This is a genomic window from Caulobacter sp. GW821-FHT09B08 (assembly GCF_059418225.1).
This window is the reverse complement of the sequence record NZ_JBWKPL010000001.1, coordinates 319,602-338,735: the sequence shown is the minus strand read 5'-3', so window position 1 is coordinate 338,735 and position 19,134 is coordinate 319,602. Positions and strand designations below refer to the sequence as shown.

The 19,134-nt window shown below is 68.8% G+C and carries 10 protein-coding genes; 8 read left to right on the top strand and 2 right to left on the bottom strand.

All coding sequences use genetic code 11. From position 1 onward, the window contains the following. Positions 1-110: 110 nt before the first annotated feature. The 6 genes from AC07OA_RS01610 (at position 111) to AC07OA_RS01585 (ending at position 10,499) form a co-directional block, all read left to right on the top strand. Positions 111-3,488: a TonB-dependent receptor gene (locus tag AC07OA_RS01610; RefSeq protein WP_494662011.1), complete on the top strand. Its 3,378-nt coding sequence runs from the start codon at positions 111-113 to the stop codon at positions 3,486-3,488. A 62-nt stretch (positions 3,489-3,550) separates the two neighbouring features. Beyond that, complete coding sequence (locus AC07OA_RS01605; RefSeq protein ID WP_494662010.1) at positions 3,551-5,131, top strand: tryptophan halogenase family protein; 1,581 nt, start codon at positions 3,551-3,553, stop codon at positions 5,129-5,131. Next, positions 5,128-6,609, top strand: a complete 1,482-nt coding sequence (locus AC07OA_RS01600; RefSeq protein WP_494662009.1) for a tryptophan 7-halogenase — start codon at positions 5,128-5,130, stop codon at positions 6,607-6,609. Before AC07OA_RS01605 ends, AC07OA_RS01600 begins: the two co-directional genes overlap by 4 nt. After that, positions 6,609-7,649 (top strand): cupin-like domain-containing protein, encoded by a 1,041-nt coding sequence (locus AC07OA_RS01595; protein ID WP_494662901.1) that lies wholly within the window; start codon positions 6,609-6,611, stop codon positions 7,647-7,649. The genes AC07OA_RS01600 and AC07OA_RS01595 overlap by 1 nt, the downstream gene beginning before the upstream one ends. Further along, entirely contained in the window at positions 7,646-8,371 is a 726-nt protein-coding gene (locus AC07OA_RS01590; RefSeq protein WP_494662008.1) for a DUF6445 family protein, read from the top strand. The genes AC07OA_RS01595 and AC07OA_RS01590 overlap by 4 nt, the downstream gene beginning before the upstream one ends. Positions 8,372-8,465: 94 nt before the next feature. Then, positions 8,466-10,499 (top strand): glycoside hydrolase family 97 protein, encoded by a 2,034-nt coding sequence (locus AC07OA_RS01585; RefSeq protein ID WP_494662007.1) that lies wholly within the window; start codon positions 8,466-8,468, stop codon positions 10,497-10,499. Between the two features lie 252 nt (positions 10,500-10,751). Here AC07OA_RS01585 and galA read toward each other — a convergent pair whose 3' ends face one another. Together galA and AC07OA_RS01575 are read right to left on the bottom strand one after the other, a co-directional pair. Next, on the bottom strand, positions 10,752-13,262 hold the full coding sequence (gene galA / locus AC07OA_RS01580; protein WP_494662006.1) for a beta-galactosidase GalA: 2,511 nt from the start codon (positions 13,260-13,262) through the stop codon (positions 10,752-10,754). Positions 13,263-13,416: 154 nt separating this feature from the next. Beyond that, positions 13,417-16,140 carry a TonB-dependent receptor gene (locus tag AC07OA_RS01575; protein ID WP_494662005.1) on the bottom strand — a complete coding sequence of 908 codons (2,724 nt, stop codon included), beginning with the start codon at positions 16,138-16,140 and terminating at the stop codon, positions 13,417-13,419. Between the two features lie 329 nt (positions 16,141-16,469). On the opposite strand from AC07OA_RS01575, the gene AC07OA_RS01570 reads away from it, so the two are divergent. Both AC07OA_RS01570 and ggt read left to right on the top strand, forming a co-directional pair. Next, the gene (locus tag AC07OA_RS01570) at positions 16,470-17,183 is read left to right on the top strand and encodes a DUF899 family protein (protein WP_494662004.1); all 714 of its coding nucleotides are present in this window, start codon (positions 16,470-16,472) and stop codon (positions 17,181-17,183) included. 226 nt (positions 17,184-17,409) lie between these two features. After that, entirely contained in the window at positions 17,410-19,119 is a 1,710-nt protein-coding gene (ggt, locus tag AC07OA_RS01565) for a gamma-glutamyltransferase (RefSeq protein ID WP_494662003.1), read from the top strand. The last annotated feature ends 15 nt before the right edge of the window (positions 19,120-19,134 follow it).

The window sequence follows — 19,134 nt, the reverse complement described above, 5'->3', positions numbered from 1 at the left end:
GCCAATTTCACAAACCATCGCAGGGTCTCCGCGACGCGCGCCGAGCGCATCGCGGTCTCGTCAAAAAAATCCGCGCGGACAAGGCGCGGCAAAAAATCAGGGAGAACGGGATGAGCAAGTTCAGTTTCCACCGAGGCCGCAAGGCGCTGCTGCGGGGCGGCGCGTCGCTGCTGACGCTGACGGCCCTTGGGACGGCCCTGGGCGCCGCCGCGCCGGCCTTCGCCCAGGACAAGGCCGCCGACGCCTCGGCCACGGTCGAGGAGGTGGTGGTCATCGGCGTGCGCAAGTCGCTGGAGACCTCGCAACAGATCAAGAAGAACGCCGACACCGTCGTCGACTCGATCACGGCCACCGACATCGGCGCCTTCCCGGACAAGTCGGTCGCCGAGGCGCTGCAGCGGGTGCCGGGCATCACCGTCTCGCGCCTGCAATCCAGCGACGACAGCTCGCACTTTTCGGCCGAGCCGGCAGGCGTGCTGATCCGCGGCCTGACCCAGGTGCGCACCGAGTTCAACGGCCGTGACAGCTTCTCGGCCGACGCCGCGCGCGGCCTGAACTTCAACGACATCTCGCCCGAGTTGATGGCCGGGGTCGACAGCTACAAGAACCAGACGGCCGAGATGATCGAGGGCGGCATCGCCGGCACGGTCAACCTGCGCACCCGCCTGCCGTTCGACAGCAAGGGCCAGGTGATCTCGCTGTCGGGCAAGGCCAATTACGGCGACCGCTCGGAGAAGACGACCTACGAATATTCCGGCCTGATCAGCAAGACCTGGGACGTCGACTTCGGCCGCATCGGCCTGATGGCCGACTACGCCTATTCGCACGTGCTGACCCAGACCGAAGGCGTGGTGATGCAGCGCATCGGCACGTTCTGCTCGGCGGGCATGAACGACGGAAACGGCAACGCCATCGTCAACGCCGACGGCTCGATCCCCTGCACCACCAACCCCTACGGCGGCACGGGCTGGCGCTACATGCCCGACCAGGTCAACTACTCGCAGGTCGAGTACGACCGCGTGCGCAAGGGCGCGGCCCTGGCCTTCCAGTACGAGAACAACGACGGCAGCGTCCGCTTCAAGGCCCAGTACAACGACTCCCACTACAAGAACGCCTGGCTGGAGCGCAGCGTGAACGTGGGGCTGTTCGGCATGTGGGCCGTGCCGGCCTATTCGCCCCAGACCACGGCCTTCATCGGCCCGGCCCAGGGCACGCCGGCCTTCACCTTCGGCGCCGACGGCATGCTGGCCTCGGGCGTCCTGACCCAGCCGACCGGCGACTGGGGCGGCAGCACCCAGGAGAACATCGACCGCGGCTCGGCGGTCCCGGGCATGCCGTTCGTCAACTACTGCGGCGCGGGCAGCGCCTGCACGACCCAGCGCGAAGGCCTCTACATCGAGAACCAGGCGCGCAACTTCAACCACTCCGAAGGCACGCGCGACTTCTCGGCCAACCTGCAGTGGGACGTCAACGACCGCCTGCACACCGCCTTCGACGTCCAGTACATCGACGCCGACACCAACAACTACGACATCCTGGTCGCCAACCGGACCATGGCCGACGTCAAGTACCAGGTCGACAAGCACGGCACGCCGCAGGTTGAGCTGCTGCCGGGCTCGAACGTCAACTACGCGCCGGGCTTCCTGGCCAATCCGCACAACTACTGGATCCCGTTCATCCAGGACCACTACGAGGACAACGACGCCAACGAACTGGCCCTGCGCGCCGACGGCGAATACGAGTTCAACGAGGGCGGCTGGCTGAACTCGCTGAAGGTCGGGGTGCGCTACGCCGACCGCAAGCAGAAGGTCCGCTACACCACCTTCAACTGGTCGCCGGTGGCCGCCAACTGGAACTGCAACGGCCCGGGCTTCAACATCGACAACACCGCGCCCGCGCCCTATCCGGCCTCGTGCGGCGCGCGCCCGGACTTCAAGGGCTACGGCGCCGGCATCTGGAGCGTCGCCAGCCTGGGCGACTTCTACGACGGCAAGGTGTTCCCCGACACCAACCTCGTGTTCCTGAGCAAGGCCACCCTGGCCGACCGCGAGGGGGCCATCCAGGCGCTCAGCGGCAAGACCACCAATTCGCCGCTGTCGTGGACGCCGCTGTGCGACCGTCCCAACAACACCGAAGGCTGCTTCATCCCCGCCGAGATGGTCGACGTCGAGGAGGAGACCAAGGCGGCCTACGCCATGCTGCGCTTCGGCGGCGACGACAAGACGCTGTTCGGCGGCGGCGTGACCGTGCAGGGCAATGTCGGCCTGCGCTACGTGGAGACCAAGGTCACCAGCGACGGCGGCGTCGCCTACCCGACCAACACCTGGTACACCTCGGCGGCGACCACGCCCTGCAACGCGCCGCTGGGTCCCAACTCGGTCACCAACATCTCGTGCTGGCTGACCCCGCAACTGTTGGCCTTCAGCAACGGCGCCAGCGCGGAAAACAACTTCTCGGGCAAGCACCACAACTGGCTGCCCAGCCTGAACGTGCGCTTTGGCCTCAGCGACAAGAGCTTCGTGCGCTTCGCCGCCTCGCGGGCCATGTCGCGGCCGGACTTCGGCCTGCTGCGCAACTACGTCGGCATCCAGGTGCCGGCCCTGAACACCACGCCGGACTCGCCGTACGTGATCTACAACTCGCCGACCGCGGCCCACATCCCGGCCAACGTCGTCGGCTATAACTTCCAGTTCAACGCCGACTCCGGCTTCGGGGCGCTCAAGCCGATCACGGCCGACCAGTTCGACGTGACCTTCGAGCACTACTTCTCGGCCAGCAGCTCGTTCAGCTTCGATGTCTTCTACAAGAAGCTGAACGGCAGCATCGCCTACGGCGAGTTCCTGCGCTCGTTCACCAACAACGGCGTGACCCAGAACGTGCTGGTGCGCGGTCCGCGCAACGGCGACGGCGGCGGCGAGCTGAAGGGCTTCGAGGTCGCCTACCAGACCTTCTTCGACTTCCTGCCGGCCCCGTTCGACGGCCTGGGCGTCCAGGCCAACTACACCCACACCAAGCAGGACGGGATCAGCAACTCCAACCTGGCCACCCAGCCGGGCTACGCGGCCGGCGGCACCGTCGCCTTCGGCGGCGGCCTGCAGGTCAACGGGGCGGTCATCGACAGCCACCGCCTGGCCGGCATCTCCGACGACTCCTACAACCTGGTGGGTCTGTACGAGAAGGGTAAGGTCGCCATGCGCCTGGCCTACAGCTGGCGCTCGTCGTTCCTGACCAACAACCTGGACTGCTGCATCGGCCTGCCGATGTACCAGAAGGGCACTGGTTTCCTGGACGGCTCGATCCGCTACCAGGTCAACGACAACATCGAGGTGTCGCTGGACGGTTCCAACCTGCTCGACACCAAGACCATCTTCCAGCAGCAGGTCTTCGGCGACTCCGATCTGACCCCCGGCGCCAAGCCGGTGAAGATCGACTCCTCGTGGATCAAGAACGACCGCCGCGTCCAGCTCGGCATCCGCTTCAAGTACTAGTCGGCGGCGCCGTCGCGGGTCTCCTCCCGCGACGGCGCGTCTTTTGGCCTGGTGTCGCCATCATGCAGATAGACCGCACAAAACGGGTCTCGGCGCCGGCCGGCAGGCTCAGGGTCGTCATCGCCGGCGGGGGCACGGCGGGCTGGATGTGCGCCTCGGGCCTGGTCCGGCTGCTCGATCCGGCCGCCTACGACGTCACCCTGGTGGAGTCCGACGAGATCGGCACGGTGGGGGTCGGCGAGGCCACCCTGCCGCACATCAAGACCTATAACGACATGCTGGGGATCGACGAGGCGCAGTTCCTGCGCGAGACCCAGGGGACCATCAAGCTGGGCATCGAGTTCCGCGACTGGAACCACGCCGGCGACCGCTACATCCATCCGTTCGGAACGTTCGGCGAGCCGTGGAACGGGGTCGACTTCCAGCACCACTGGACGCGCGCTAGGCTGGCGGGACGCGAGGTCGCGCCCTTGCAGGCCTATTCCTACGCCGTGGCCGCGTGCCGCGCCAACGCCTTCGAATTCCCCAACCAGGACGACAAGTCGATCCGCTCGACCTATGCCTACGCCTATCATTTCGACGCCAGCCTCTATGCCGGCTTCCTGCGCCGCTGGGCCGTGGCGCGGGGCGTGACGCGGGTCGAGGGCCTGGTCGCCGACATCGCCCGCGACGGCGACAGCGGCCATGTCCGCGCCCTGACCCTGAAGTCGGGGACGGTGATCCAGGGCGACCTCTTCATCGACTGCACGGGTTTCCGCTCGCTGCTGCTGGGCGGCCAGATGCAGGTCGCGTGGCAGGACTGGTCCAGGTGGCTGCCCTGCGACCGGGCTCTCGCCGTGCCCTGTGCCACGGGCGGCGATGGCCTCACCCCCTACACCCGGGCCAGCGCGGATCTGGGCGGCTGGCGCTGGCGCATCCCGCTGCAGCACCGCACCGGCAACGGTTATGTGTTCTCCAGCGCCTTCCTCGGCGAAGACCAGGCGCGCGAGACTCTGCTGGCCAAGCTGGACGGGGCGGCGCTGGACGAGCCGCGCCTGCTGCGCTTCCAGGCCGGTCGCCGGGTGGAAGGCTGGCGCGGCAACGTTGTGGCCATGGGCCTGGCCAGCGGGTTCCTGGAGCCTCTGGAAAGCACCAGCATCTTCCTGATCCAGGCCGCCGTGATCGATCTGGTCAACCTGATGCCGACCCCAGGCGAGGGCGACCGCATGGACCCCCGGCTGATCGCCGAGTTCAACCGGCTGTTTTCCCTGCAGTACGACCAGATCCGCGATTTCCTGATCCTGCACTACCGAGCCAACAGCCGGCACGGCCAGCCCCTGTGGGACCACGTGCGGACCATGGACATCCCCGACAGCCTGGCCGCGAAGATGGCGCTGTTCGAGGCCCGCGCGCACCTGCCCGACTACAGCTACGGCCTGTTCTCGCGCGACAGCTGGCTGTCGGTGCTGGAAGGCCAGGGGCTGGTCCCGCGCGCCTATGACCGCCTGGCCGACAGCCTGCCGCTGGACGTGCTGGAGACCCGATTGCGCGACCTGAAGGGGCGCATCGACGCCAATGTGGCGACCATGACCTCGCACGCCGGCTTTCTGTCCCGCTACGCGCCGGGCGAGCCCAGGCCGGCCCTGGCGGAGGCGGCGTCGTGAGCGGGGCGCCCAACCGCGTGGTGATCGTGGGGCGCGACGCGACCCTGTGGCTGGCCGCCTGCGTGCTGCGCTCGGCCCTGCGTCCGGCGAGCGTCGCGGTCGAGGCGGTCGAGCTGCCCACGCGCCTTTCGCCCGCCGACCTGCACGCGACCCTGCCGGCGCTGGAGGCCCTGCACGGCCAGTTGCGGCTGGACGAGGCGGCCCTGCTGCGGGCCACGCGCGGCGCCTTCACCCTGGGCCAGAACTTCGCCGACGTCTCGGGCGCGACCCCGGCCTTCTTCCACGCTCACGGCGCCTATGGCGCGCCGATCGAGGGGCGCGACTTCTTCCCGTTCTGGCTGAAGGCCAGGGGCCTGGGCCTGGACGTGGCGCTCGAGGACTTCTCGCTGACGGCCGCCGCCGCGCGGCAGGGCCGCATGCTGCTGCCCGACGAGGAGATCGAGGTCTTCGGCCGCACCGACTACGGCTACCACCTGCCGGCCCTGGCCTATGCCGCCAGCCTCAAGGCCCTGGCCGTCCGGCTGGGCGTGACGCCGCACCAGGCTCTGGTGGTCGCGCCGACCCTGGACGCGGACGGCGACATCGCCGCCGTGGACCTCGGCGATGGCCGCTGTGTCGCCGGCGACCTGTTCGTCGACGCCTCGGGCGCGGAGGCGGTGCTGATCTCGGCCTTGGGCGTGGCCCGCGAGAGCTGGCGCGGTTTCTTCCCCGCCGACCGGGTGCTGCGGGCCCAGGGGCCGCGCTTTGCGTCCCTGCCGCCCTATGCCGAAATCCGGGCCTGGGCGCGGGGCTGGATCGGCCTCTTTCCCAGCCAGGCGGCCACCCATGTGGTCCAGGTCTATGCGGGCGATCTGTGTACGGACGACCAGGCCTTGGAGATGGCTGGCCGGGTATCGGGCCTGGCGCTCTCCGACGCGGTCGTTTCGGCCAGCGACCCCGGCCGGCGCCTGGAGGCCTGGAGCCGCAACTGCGTGGCCCTGGGCGAGGCGGCCTGCGTGTTCGATCCGGTCCACGGGGTGGAGCTGCAGGCCGTGCAGACCGGGCTGGTGCGCCTGCTGTCGCTGTTCCCGGTCAGCGGGGCGTTCGGCGCCGAGCGGGCCGAGTACAACGCCGCCATGCGCGAGACCTTTGAGCGCCTGCGCGACTTCCAGTCCCTGCACCACCTGGCCAACCGCTACGCCAACGCCCCGTTCTGGGAGCGGGCGAGGGCGGCGAGGGCCTCCGACGTGCTGCGGCACAAGATCGCCACGTTCCAGGCGCGGGGCGAAATCCCGCCCTCCGAGCACGAGACCTTCGTCGCCGACAGCTGGCGCGCGGTGATGGTCGGCCACGGCCTCGTGCCCGACACCCACGCCCCGGCCGCCGACCGCACCGCCCCCGAAACCCTGAAGGGCGAGTTCCGGCGCATCCTGGCGTTCATCAAGGACCAGGTGCTCAAGCAGCCGACCCACGACCTCTATCTGGAAAGCGTTTGCTGATGGACGGCGGCGGCTTCAATCCCGGCCTCGACATCGACGCCCTGCCCCGGGTGGCGGCGGTGGGACCGCGCGCGCCGGCCGACTTCGAGGCGGTGGTGCGCGCCGAGCAGCCGCTGGTGATCCGGGGCCTGCTGGAGGCCTGGCCGGCCCTGGCCGCCGGCCGCCGCTCGCCCGCCGACCTGAGCGCCTACCTGAAGGCCATGGACACCGGCGCTCCGGCTCCGGTCATGGAGGCGCCGGCCGCGACGGGCGGGCGCTTCGGCTACGGCGCGGACCTGCGCGAGTTCGCCTTCTCCAAGCGCCAGGCCGGGATCAGCGAGACCCTCGACCGCATCGAGAGCCTGCTGGGCTGGCCCGACGCGCCCTATGTGGCCATTCAGATGCTGCCCCTGACCAGCCACCTGCCGGCCTTCGTGGCGCAGAACCCGATGCCGCTGATGCCTTCGAACGTCATGCCGCGCCTGTGGGTGGGCGGGGCGGTCAGGACCCAGACCCACAACGACCGCGACCACAACCTGGCCTGCGTGATCGCCGGCCGCCGGCGGTTCGTTCTGTTTCCGCCCACCCAGGTCGCCAACCTCTATGTCGGCCCGATGGACAATCCGCCGCCGCTGTCTCTGGTCGACCCCGAGGCGCCGGACCTGGCGCGGTTCCCCCGCTATCGCGACGCCTGGGCCGCCGCCCAGGTCGCCTGGCTGGAGCCGGGCGACGCCCTGTTCGTGCCGAAATACTGGTGGCACCACGTCGCCTCGCTGGCCCCCTACAACGCCATGGTCAACTGGTGGTGGGGCGACACGGGGGCGGGGCTGGAGAAGGCCAACGACGTCTTCCTGACCGCGCTGCTGGCCTTCAAGCATCTGCCGCCGGGCGAACGGGCCTATTGGAAGGCGATGTTCGAGACTCACGTCTTTTCCGAGGGCGCCGAGGCCACCGCCCACATCCCCGACGGCCTGAAGGGCGCGCTGGGGCCGATGAGCCCGGCGTTCCGCGAGACCCTGAAACGCCAGCTGAAGATGGCCCTGCTGAAGGGCGGCGCATGACCGTGGCCGCTCCCGTCGCCCCCCTGCTGATCGGTCGCCAGATCCGCGTCCAGCTGCGCCACCTGGGCGAGGAGCGCCAGCCGCTGCTGGTGGTCGACGACGTGCTGGCCGACCCGGACGCCATGATCGACGCCGCCCGCGCGGCCGCGTTCTACGCGCCGACCCACACCCACTATCCGGGGCTGAACGCCAAGCTGCCGGAGGCCTATTACCGCACGGTGGTCACGGCCCTGCGCGGCCCCCTCGCGGCGGCCTTCGGCCTGCCCGCCGAGGCGGGGCTGAACTATTTCGGCTTCTTCGCCCTGGCCACCACCGACGCGGCCCAGGCCGAGCCGATCCAGAAGATCCCGCACCACGACGGACCCGATCCGGGCCGCCTGGCCATGGTCCACTATCTGTGCCGGGGCGATCACGGCGGCACCGGCTTCTTCCGCCACAAGGCCACGGGCTTCGAGTCCGTCGACCAGGGCCGGCACGAGGCCTATGTCGCCGTCGCCAAGGCCCAGCTGGCCGCCGCCGGCGTCGGCGGACCGGCCTTCGCGGGTCCGGGCATGGCCGACTACGAGCTGATCGGCCAGGCCGAATGCGTGTTCAACCGGCTGATCGTCTACCGCAACCACGTCCTGCATTCGGCCCTGCTGGGCCCGCGCGCGGCCGGCGCCGACCCGGGCCAGGGACGGTTGACCGCCAACGGCTTCCTCGAGGCGGCGGCGTCCCGATGACCCGTTTCAACGCCTTCCCAGTCCTCCCCTGCGTCTCGGCTTCAGCCTGCGGAGCCGAGACGCCCTTTTCCGTTCTGCCGAAAGAGACCGTTCGATGAAGTTGCCAAACCCGGTGCTGTTCGGCGCCCTGCTCGGCGCCCTGGCCGCTCCGGCCTTCGCCCTGGCCGCGGACCGCGAGTGCGCCCAGTCGCCCGGCAAGGTCATCGAGGTCTGCGTGTTCGCCAAGGACGGCGGGGCGTTCTACGCGGTGTCGCGCGGCGGCAAACCCGTGCTGGCGGCCGCGCCCCTGGGCCTGACCTTCGCCGGCGAGCCCGCCGCCCGGATCACCGGCCTGACCGGGGCGAAACGCTCGGCGTCGGATACGACCTGGGACCAGCCGTGGGGCGAGCAGAAGACGATCCGCGACAACCACTCGGAACTGACCGTTTCCCTGGCCGGCGACACCGCGCTCAGCAAGAGCTTCGACGTCACCTTCCGACTGTTCGACGACGGCCTGGGCTTCCGCTACGCCTATACCGCCATCCCGGCCGGCCGGGACGTGGCCGTGGTCGACGACCGCACCGCCTTCAAGCCGGTCGGGGCCTATGACGCCTGGTGGTACGAGGGCTTCGGCCAGGAGCGCGACGAGTACCTCTACAAGCAGACCGACGCGCGCCGGATCACCGTGGCCGAGACGCCGCTGACCCTGCGCCGCGACGACAAGCAGCTTTACCTGTCGTTCCACGAGGCGGCCCTGGTCGACTTCCCCAGCATGCTGCTGGCCGGCGACGGGGCGGGAACCTACAAGGCCCGGCTGATGCCGTGGCAGGACGGCACGCTGGCCAAAAAGACCGGCCCCTTCACCACCCCCTGGCGCACGGTGCTGATCGGCGAGACCGCCGGCGCCCTGGCCGACAGCCGCATCGAGCTGAACCTCAACGAGCCCAGCAAGATCGCCGACACCTCGTGGATCAAGCCGGGCAAGTACGTGGGCATCTGGTGGGAGATGCACCTGGAGCGATCCACCTGGGGCAGCGGTCCCAAGCACGGCGCCAATACCGAGAACACCAAGCGCTACATGGATTTCGCGGCCAAGTACGGCTTCGACGGGGTGCTGGTGGAGGGCTGGAACGAGGGCTGGGACGGCAGCTGGATCGACAACGGCGACAAGTTCAGCTTCACCAAGGCCTATCCCGACTTCGACATCAAGGCGATCACCGACTACGGCCGTTCCAAGGGCGTCAGCCTGATCGGCCATAACGAGACGGCCGGCGCGGTGCCCAACTACGAGGCCCAGCTGGACGACGCCATGAAGCTCTACGCGTCTCTGGGCATGTCGCAGGTCAAGACCGGCTATGTCCGCCACAGCGGCGACATCGTCGACCAGAACGGCGAGAAGCAGTGGTTCGCCGGCCAGTACATGGTGCGCCACAACCTGCGGGTCGCCGAGACGGCCGCGAGATATCACATCTCGATCGACGCCCACGAGCCGGTCAAGGACACGGGCCTGCGCCGCACCTGGCCCAACATGCTCAGCCGGGAAGGCGCGCGGGGCCAGGAGTTCAACGCCTGGGGCGACCCCACCAACCCGCCCGAGCACACGGTGATCCTGCCGTTCACGCGGATGCTGGCCGGGCCGATGGACTTCACCCCGGGCGTCTTCGACGTGGTGCACGGCCGCACCGTCCTGACCCGTCGCGGCCAGTCGACCCTGGCGGTGCAGCTGGCGCTCTATGTGGTGCTCTACAGCCCCGTGCAGATGGCGGCCGACCTGCCGGAGAACTACGAGGCCCGGCCCGACGCCTTCCAGTTCATCCGCGACGTGCCCACCGACTGGGAGGTCTCCAGGACCCTGCAGGGCGAGATCGGCGACTATGTCGTGGTGGCCCGCCAGCCGCGCGGCGGCAAGGACTGGTTCCTGGGCGCCCTGACCGACGAGACCGCCCGCAAGCTGACCCAGAAGCTGGACTTCCTGACTCCGGGCAAGCGCTACGAGGCCCAGATCTACGCCGACGGCCTGGGCGCGGACTACATCGCCAACACCACGGCGCTGGTGGTGTCGAAGAAGGTGGTGACCAGCAAGGACGCGCTGGAGTTCGATATGGCCCCGGGCGGTGGCGCGGCGGTGCGGTTCAGGGCGCTGGACTAGGGGGCGGCATCCCCAACGCCCGTCATCCTCGGACTTGTTCCGAGGACCCCTCTGTCCGCTTCCGCTGCCATGGAGTGGCGCGCTGGCGCGCCAAGGCGAGTCATCGGCGGCTGAACCATGGGTCCTCGGGACAAGCCCGAGGATGACGGATTTATGGGATGCGCCGTGCGCGAAGATGGGGACACACACTCACGCCACGACCTCGCCAGGCTCGTCGAGCGTATGGAGTGAGTGTGTGTCCCCAACTAGGTCTCAGGCGCTGGCCAGGCTCACGCTCGCCGCCTTCAGGCCCGGCGCGCTCGCGGTCACCCGCACCTCGCCCGCCTGACCGCGACGGGTACGGACGATGCCCTGGCAGAGGCCGTTGAAGGCCTTGCGCTGGCTGGCGACGTCGCTCTCGTGGCTGGTGGGGTTGCCGTTGCCGACGCCGATCAGTTGGCCCGGACCGGTGACGGCGAACGACACCAGGTCGTCGGCGCTCGGCACGAGGCGGCCCTTGGCGTCCAGCACTTCCACCTTGAGGATCGCCACGTCCTGTCCGTCGGCCTTGAGGGCCGCGCGGTCGGCGGTGACCCGCAGGGCGGCGGGGGCGCCGGCGGTCTCGCGGCGTTCGCGCAGGATCACCTTGCCGTTCTTGTAGCCGTGGGCCTCGATCACGCCGGGGGCGTAGGGCACCGACCATTCGACGTGGTGGTTGGGCTTCACCTCGCGCACGCCCTGGCTCTTGCCGTTCAGGAACAGCTCGACCTTGTCGCAGTTGCTGTGGGCCCAGACCGCGATCGCCTGGCCTTCCTTGCCCGCCCAATTCCAGTGCGGCAGCAGGTGCAGCAGCGGCTCGGGGCGCCACCAGGCGCGGTAGTAGTAATAGTTGTCCTTCGGGAAGCCGCAGGTGTCGAAGGCGCCGAAGTGCGAGCTGATGCTGGGCCACTTGTTGAAGGGCGTGGGCTCGCCGCGATAGTCGAAGCCGGTCCAGATGAAGCCGCCGGCCATCCACGGACGGTCGGCCGCGTGGCTCCACCACTTCTCGGCGGTGGTGGCCCACCACGGGTGGTCGGTGTCGTAGGCCGGCACGTACAGCTTGGTCTCGTCGCGGACGTATTCCCCGCGCGTGGTGACCACGCTGGCGCTCTCGGTGCCGATGATCGGCACGTTCGGGAACTTGGCGTGGAAGTCGTCCATCTTCTCGTGGCGGTAGTTGAAGCCCTGGACGTCGATGACCGCGCTGATGCCCTCGCCGAAGCCGGAGTCCATGGCGGCGATGACCTGGCGGGTGGGGTCCAGGCGGTTGACCAGACGCTTCATGGTCTTGGCCACCTTGGCGCCGCGCGCGGTGCCCTGCTGGGGCTCCTCGTTGCCGATGGACCAGAGGATGATCGACGGGTGGTTGCGGTCGCGGCGGACCAGGCGCTCCAGCTCGTCCAGCGAGGTGGGGTCGCTGGACATGCGGCGGGTCTCGTCGATCACCAGAATGCCCATGCGGTCGCAGGCGTCCAGCAGCTCGGGCGTGGGCGGATTGTGGGCGGCGCGATAGGCGTTGTTGCCCATCGACTTCAGCTGTTCCAACCGCCAGACCTGCAGGGCGTCCGGGATGGCCGCCCCGACCCCGGCGTGGTCCTGGTGGTTGCAGCTGCCCTTCAGCTTCACGCTCTTGCCGTTCAGCAGGAAGCCCTTGGCGCCGTCGAAGGCGATGTCGCGCACGCCGAAGCGGGTGACGAAGCGGTCGACCACGGCCCCGTCGACCTTGGTCTCGGTGACCAGGGTGTAGAGGTGCGGGGTCTCCAGCGACCACAGGACGGGGTTGGCCAGCTGGACGGTCAGGGACAGCGACTGGCGCTCCCAGGCCGGCAGCAGACCGGTGGCCGGGGCGGGGGCCAGGACCGGCTTGCCGGCGGCGTCCAGCACGGTATGGGCCACCTCATAGGCGGCGCGGCCGTCGCCCTCGTTGACCAGGTCGGTGTCGATCGAGACCGTGCCGTCACCTTTGGCGCGCACGAACACGCCCCATTGCGGCACGTGCACCGGGGCGGTCTTGACCAGCCAGACGTGGCGATAGAGGCCCGCGCCCTCGTAGAACCAGCCCTCGCCCAGGCTGGCGTCCACGCGGACCACCAGGCTGTTGTCCTCGCCCACATTGGCGATGTCGGTGATGTCGACGCGGAAGGGGCTGTAGCCGCTGTCTTCCTGCTCCAGGACATAGCCGTTGACGATTACCAGGGCGTCGCGCATCGCGCCGTCGAACTCGATCGACAGCCGCTTGCCGGCGTCGGCGGCGGGCAGGGCGAAGGTCTTGTGGTACCAGCCCACGCTGGTCTCGGGGAACTCGCGGCCCAGGGGCTTGTAGCCGTGAGCGGCGCGCAGGTCCTCGTCGTCGGGCTTGCCGGACGGCACATAGGCGGGGTTGTCGACGAAGGGCAGCTCCACGCCCCAGTCGTGGGGCAGGGTCACCGGCGCCCAGGCCGAGAGGTCGAAAGCGGTGTCGGACAGCTGGCTGACCTGCCAGTTGGCGGCGGTGGCGCCGGCCTTGGCGAAGGTGCGCTGGTTGGCGCCGAAGCCGAAGTCGCGGGCCGGGTCCTGGGCGTGGCCCAGCTTGAATTTCCAGTCGAAGTCCAGCGACAGGCGCTCGCGCGGGGCCAGGTCGGGGACGGGAAGCGCGGGGGCCGAGGGGGCGGCGGTCTTGGGAGCGGAGCGGGCCGAGGCGGCTGCGGCGAGGGCGGCGGCCCCTGCGGTTGCGGCCAAGGCTTGGCGGCGGCTGAAATCGACCATGGGGGACCTCACGCTAAAGGCAAAAAAATAGGGAGGAAGCGGGGTGCGCTTCCTCCCCAGTGCGCAGGATCATCGGGGAGGAGTGATGAATCCGGCAGTGGCGGCCCGAAAGGCCGCCGGCCGCCGCCCCTCGCAGGAAGGGCGGCGAAAAGGGTTAGAACTTCAGGGTCACGTCCATCAGGAAGCGACGGCCGTAGATGTCGTAGCGACCCAGACGGTTCGGATCGCCGTCGCGGTAGGTGCGCATCGAGGCGTTGGTCAGGTTGTTGACCTGGAAGCGCAGGGCGACGTGGTCGTTGAAGGTGTAGGACGAGCTGAAGTCGAGGGTCTTCTCGCTCTCCAGGGTCTGCAGTTCCGAGCCGTTCCAGCCGTAAATCACGGTCATCGGGCTGTGGTACTTGTAGCCCAGGCGCGCTTCCAGCGGACCGTCGGCGTACCACAGGTCGACCGTGGCGGTGTTCTTGGCCAGGCCCGTCAGGCTCAGCGGCTTCACGGCCGGGGTCATCTCTTCCAGGTTCGAGTCGACATAGGCGTAGTTCGAGTAGATCCCGAACTTGCTGAGCGGACCCGGCAGGAAGAAGAACGGGGTCTGGAAGGTGGCTTCCAGGCCCTGGATGTGACCGCCGCCGCCGTTGACCGGGGTCGACACCGCGTAGGTGGTGCCGCTGTAGGTCTCGGGGGTCTGGGTCCAGCCGATGTAGGTGTCCACGTCCTTGTAGTAGTAGGCCAGGGCGACCAGGGCTTCCGGACGGAAGTACCACTCGGCCGAGGCGTCGAACTGGATGGCCTTGAAGGGCTTCAGGTTCGGGTTGCCGCCGCTGCCGGTATAGGGCGCCCAGGTGGTCAGGGTGCGGCTGGCGCGCAGTTCGTCCAGCGGCGGACGGGCCACGACCTGGGCCAGGCCGAAGCGGGCGATCTTGCCGGAGCCGAAGTCGAACTTGACGTTCGCGCTGGGCAGCACGTCCGTATAGTCGTTGTCGATGGTCACGGCGGTGTAGGTGTCCAGACCCGCGTTCTGCTGGTAGCCGTCGCTGCTGGTCTCGGTGTGGACCACGCGCACGCCGACATTGCCGGTCATCCACGAGCCGCCGACCGAGTCGGCCGCGAAGTTCAGCTTGCCGTAGCCTTCATAGACCTTCTCGTTGACCTTCCAGCGCTGGGCCAGCACGTCGCGGGCGTTGGAATAGTCGAACGCGTGGTCGCCGTAGAGGGCGCGGCCGACGGCGTCCAGGTCGCCGGTCAGGACGGCCGGAACGTTGAAGCCGCTCAGCTGGTACGAGGTGAACATGCTGTTGGGCACGGTCGCCGACTGCAGGCAGTTGCCCCACTGGTCCTGCAGGGTCGGGTCGTAGATGTTGGCCAGGTTCGAGGGGTTGGCGCAGACGTACCAGCGGGCCTGGTCGTGGTCCTTGGTGCGGTCCGAGGTGCGCAGGCCGAATTGCAGGCTCTTGAAGGCGCCTTGCAGCTCGCGGGTGAAGTCCAGGGCGCCGGCGACCAGTTCGTCGTTCAGGTGCTCCAGGCCGTCGTTCTGACCGCCGTTGTTGGCGGCCGACCCGTTCCACGAGGTCTGGGTCAGCGAGATCGTCGGCTCGGTGGTGGTCACGGTCGGCTTCTTGCCGTCGCGGACGTCATAGCTCAGCGAGGTGGGCGAGGAATCCAGGCGCACGGCGCGCCAGTTGTTCTTGCGCTCGGCCTTCGAGTACGAGACGTCGCCGGCCACGGTCCACTGGTCGTTGGTCCACTTGCCGTTCACGCCGGTGGCGAACAGGGTCTTGTCTTCGGTGTAGCGCGCCAGGATCGAGGTCACGCTGGCGCCGGGCAGGGTGGCGGCCACGACGGTGTTGTTGATCAGGGTGTACGAGGCGCCCGGAGCGCTGACGTAATCCCACTGGTTGCCGTTGGCCCAGTTGCCGCGGTTGCGGGCGTAGACGACCTGGTCCTGGTTCTCTTCGATCTTGATCTTCGAATAGAGGACGTCGGCCTTCAGTTCGAAGTTGTCGGTGGGCTTCCACTGCAGGCCGGTCGAGACGCCGTCGCGCTTCTGGCTCAGCTTCTTGACTTCCAGCTGCAGGCCCCACGGCGTGGCGTCGGCGACGCCGTCGTTGTTCAGGTCGCCGCTGGAGTCGCTGGCGCCGACGGGGGTGCGGATGTTGGAGTCGTTCCAGCCCCAGCCCTGCAGCGAGGCGTAGCCGTTCTTCTGCTTCTGGCTGGTCACGCCCAGCACGAAGGCCAGGTCGTCATTGATCTTGTGGATCCACGAGCCCGAGGCGCGATAGCCGGTCTGGCCGTAGTTTGGGATGTCCTTGCCGCCGTCGTAATAGACCGGGCCGGCGCGCAGCACGAACTCGGGGCCCTTGTAGTCGAGCGGGGCGATCGTATCGATGTTGATGGTCGCGGCCACGCCGCCGGCGATCAGGTCGGCCGACTGCGACTTGTAGACCTGCACGCCCTGGACGACTTCCGAGGGGTAGATTTCCCAGCGGACGTTGCGGTCCGGCTCGGTGGAGGCGACTTCGCGGCCGTTGACGGTGCCCAGCACCAGGCGCGCGCCCAGGCCGCGCACGACGGCCTGGCTGTCGTTGCCGCGGTCGCGGGTGGCGTTGACGCCCGGCAGGCGGGCGATGGATTCGGCGATGGTCACGTCGGGCAGGACGCCGATGTCCTTGGCCGAGATGGCCTCGACCACCTTGTCGGAGGTCTCCTTGACCTGCAGCGCTTCGCGCAGGCTCTTGCGAACGCCGGTGACGACGACTTCCTCGACCTGAGCGGTTTCGGGCGCGTCGGCGGCCGGGGCCGGGGCGGTTTGCGCGTGAGCGCTGGCGGCGGCCATCAGGGCCAGGCCGCTGGCGGCCGCGAGAAGCTTGTAATGAGACATCATGGTTCCCCCAGGGACGAACGGCGCCGCGTTCTTAAGGGACGCGGCTGCTCAATGTTGTGATGCGGTGGACGTGGCCGGCGCGAAAAAGGACCGCCGGTTAGGTGGGCGCGGTATCCGCGCCGGCGCGCTTCTGACGAGCGCTCCCCGCCGGCGTCGAGCGTCGGCTGAGGCGAGCTATTTATCATATCAATCACACATGACAAGCCTGGCCGTTCGGCGTGGTAAATCGGCCCCAAAATCGATCGCCAAAATCGGTCTTTCGGATGTCGGAAGGAGCGATCGCCGTTCGTCCTGGGTTTAAGTCAGCGCCTGAAGATGGAGGTCACGCCATGGACGCTCGCCCCACCCTCGTCCCCGCCGCCCAACTGGCCGCGGACAGTCCCGTGCGGTTTCCCAACGAAAGTCCCGAATACCGCGCGGCTCGAACGGCCCTGCTGGCCGAGGAGATCGAGCTGCGCCGGCACCTGGAGCGCGTGGCCGAGCAGCGCCGCGCCCTGCCGCCGGGCGGTGCGGTGGCCGGGAACTACCGCTTCCAGGGCGAGGAGGGCGAGGTCGGCTTCGAAGACCTCTTCCGCGACAAGCAGACCCTGGGGATCTACAGCTTCATGTTCGGCCCCCAGCGCGCGCGGCCCTGTCCGATGTGCACGGCCCTGCTGGGTCCGCTGGACGCCAACGCCGCGGACCTCGACCAGAAGATGTCGCTGGCGGTGGTGGCGCGCTCGCCGCTGGACCGGTTGCTGGCTTTCAAGAAAGAGCGCGGCTGGCGCAACCTGCGGCTCTACACCGACCTGACCGGCGACTATTCGCGCGACTATTTCGGCCTGCTGCCCAGCGGCGACGAGATCCCGGCCTACAACGTCTTCTCCCGCCGCGACGGGACGATCCGCCACTTCTGGTCGGGCGAGATGACCGGCGATTCCGCCGATCCCGGCCAGGACCCGCGCGGCGCGCCCGACCTGGTGCCGCTGTGGAACTTCCTGGACATGAACCCGGAAGGCCGGGGGACGGAGTGGTATCCGAGTTTGGACTATTCGAAGTCGTAACCCCTTTCAGTCGTCATTCCCGCCCTTGTGGCGGGAACCCCTCTCTCCGCCGCAGGTGCGGATGGGTGGCGCGCCAGCGCGCCAAGGCGCCTCACGTGCGGGCTGAACCAGGGGTTCCCGCCACAAGGGCGGGAATGACGGCGTGTAAATGAAGAGGCCGAGCAACTCTCCATCTTCAAAGACCGCCGGGATGCTCTAGCGTCGCCAAAACGCTAGGAGCCCGCCCTTGAAATCTCTCGCCAGGATCTGCGCCGCCGTCTTGGCGATCCTCACGCTCGCCGCCCAGCCCGCCTTCGCGTTCGACCGGCGCCACGCCCAGCCGCCGCCCGTCGCCGCCCACGTCCTGACAGCCGGCGCCGTGGCCTCGCCCGACCGCTACGGCGCCCTGGCCGCCGAGGAAATCCTCAAGAAGGGTGGCAACGCGGTCGACGCGGCGGTGGCCACGGGCTTCGCCCTGGCGGTGACCTATCCCGAGGCGGGCAATCTGGGCGGCGGCGGGTTCATGACCCTGTATGTCGACGGCAAGCCCTACTTCCTGGACTACCGCGAGGTGGCCCCCGCCGCCGCCACGGCCGGCATGTTCCTGGACGCCAAGGGCGAGCCGGTGGCCGCCCGCAGCCAGTTGGGAAACCTGGCGGTCGGCGTGCCCGGCACGGTGCGGGGCCTGGCCATGGCCCACCAGCGGTTCGGCAAGCTGCCCTGGGCCGATGTCCTGGCCCCGGCCATCCGCTACGCCCACGAGGGCTTCCTGGTCACCCCGCAGCTGATGGGCAATCTCGAGGAGGCCCAGGCGCCGTTCGTCGGGGTCACCAATTTCCACGCCCGGTTCGGCGGGCTGAAGGCCGGCGAGACCTTCCGCCAGCCCGAACTGGCCGCCACCCTGGAGCGCATCGCCAAGGGCGGCGACAAGGCGTTCTACGAGGGCCAGACCGCCGACCTGCTGGTGGCCCAGATGGCGCGCGGTCCCGACAAGGGCCTGATCACCAAGGCGGATCTGGCCGCCTACAAGGCCGTCTGGCGCGAGCCGATCCAGGCCGACTGGCGCGGCTTCAAGGTGATCACCGCCCCGCCCCCCAGCTCGGGCGGCATCGCCCTCTTGCAACTGCTGATGATGAAGGAAGACGCCGCGCCGCTGTTCAAGGGCGTGGCTCTCAACAGCCCGCAGTACGTCCACCTGGTCTCGGAGATGGAGAAGCGGGTCTTCGCCGACCGGGCCGAATATCTGGGCGATCCAGACTTCTGGAAGGTGCCGGTCTCAAGCCTGATCGACCCGGCCTATGTGGCCCGCCGCGCGGCCGAGATCGATCCGGTCAAGCCGTCCGTCCTGGCGTCGGTGAAGCCCGGCCTGGAGAAGCCGCAGACCACCCACTTCTCGATCGTCGACCGCTGGGGCAACGCGGTCTCCAACACCTACACGCTCAACGGCTGGTTCGGCTCGGGCGTGGTGGTCGAGGGGGCGGGCTTCCTGCTCAACGACGAGATGGACGACTTCTCGGCCAAGCCCGGCGCGCCCAACATGTTCGGGGTGGTGGGCGGCGACGCCAACGCCATCGCGCCCGGCAAGCGGCCGCTGTCGTCCATGACGCCCACGATCCTGCTGAAGGACGGCAAGCCGGCCATGGTGATCGGCACGCCAGGCGGCTCGCGGATCTTCACCTCGGTGTTCCAGGTGCTGGCCAATGTCTACGACTTCGACCTGTCGCTGGGCGAGGCCCAGAAGCAGCTGCGGTTCCACCATCAGCTGCTGCCCGAGAACGTGATCTTCTCCGAGCCCTACGAACCGATTTCGCCGGAGCTGAAGGCGGCCCTGGAGGCGCGGGGCTACAAGATCGAGATGGGCTTCGTGGGCGACATCGAGGCGATACAGATCATCGACGGCACGCCCGTGGCGGAGCCCGATCCCCGCGCGCGGGGCGTGGGGATGGTGGTGGAATGACCCCTCTCTCATAGA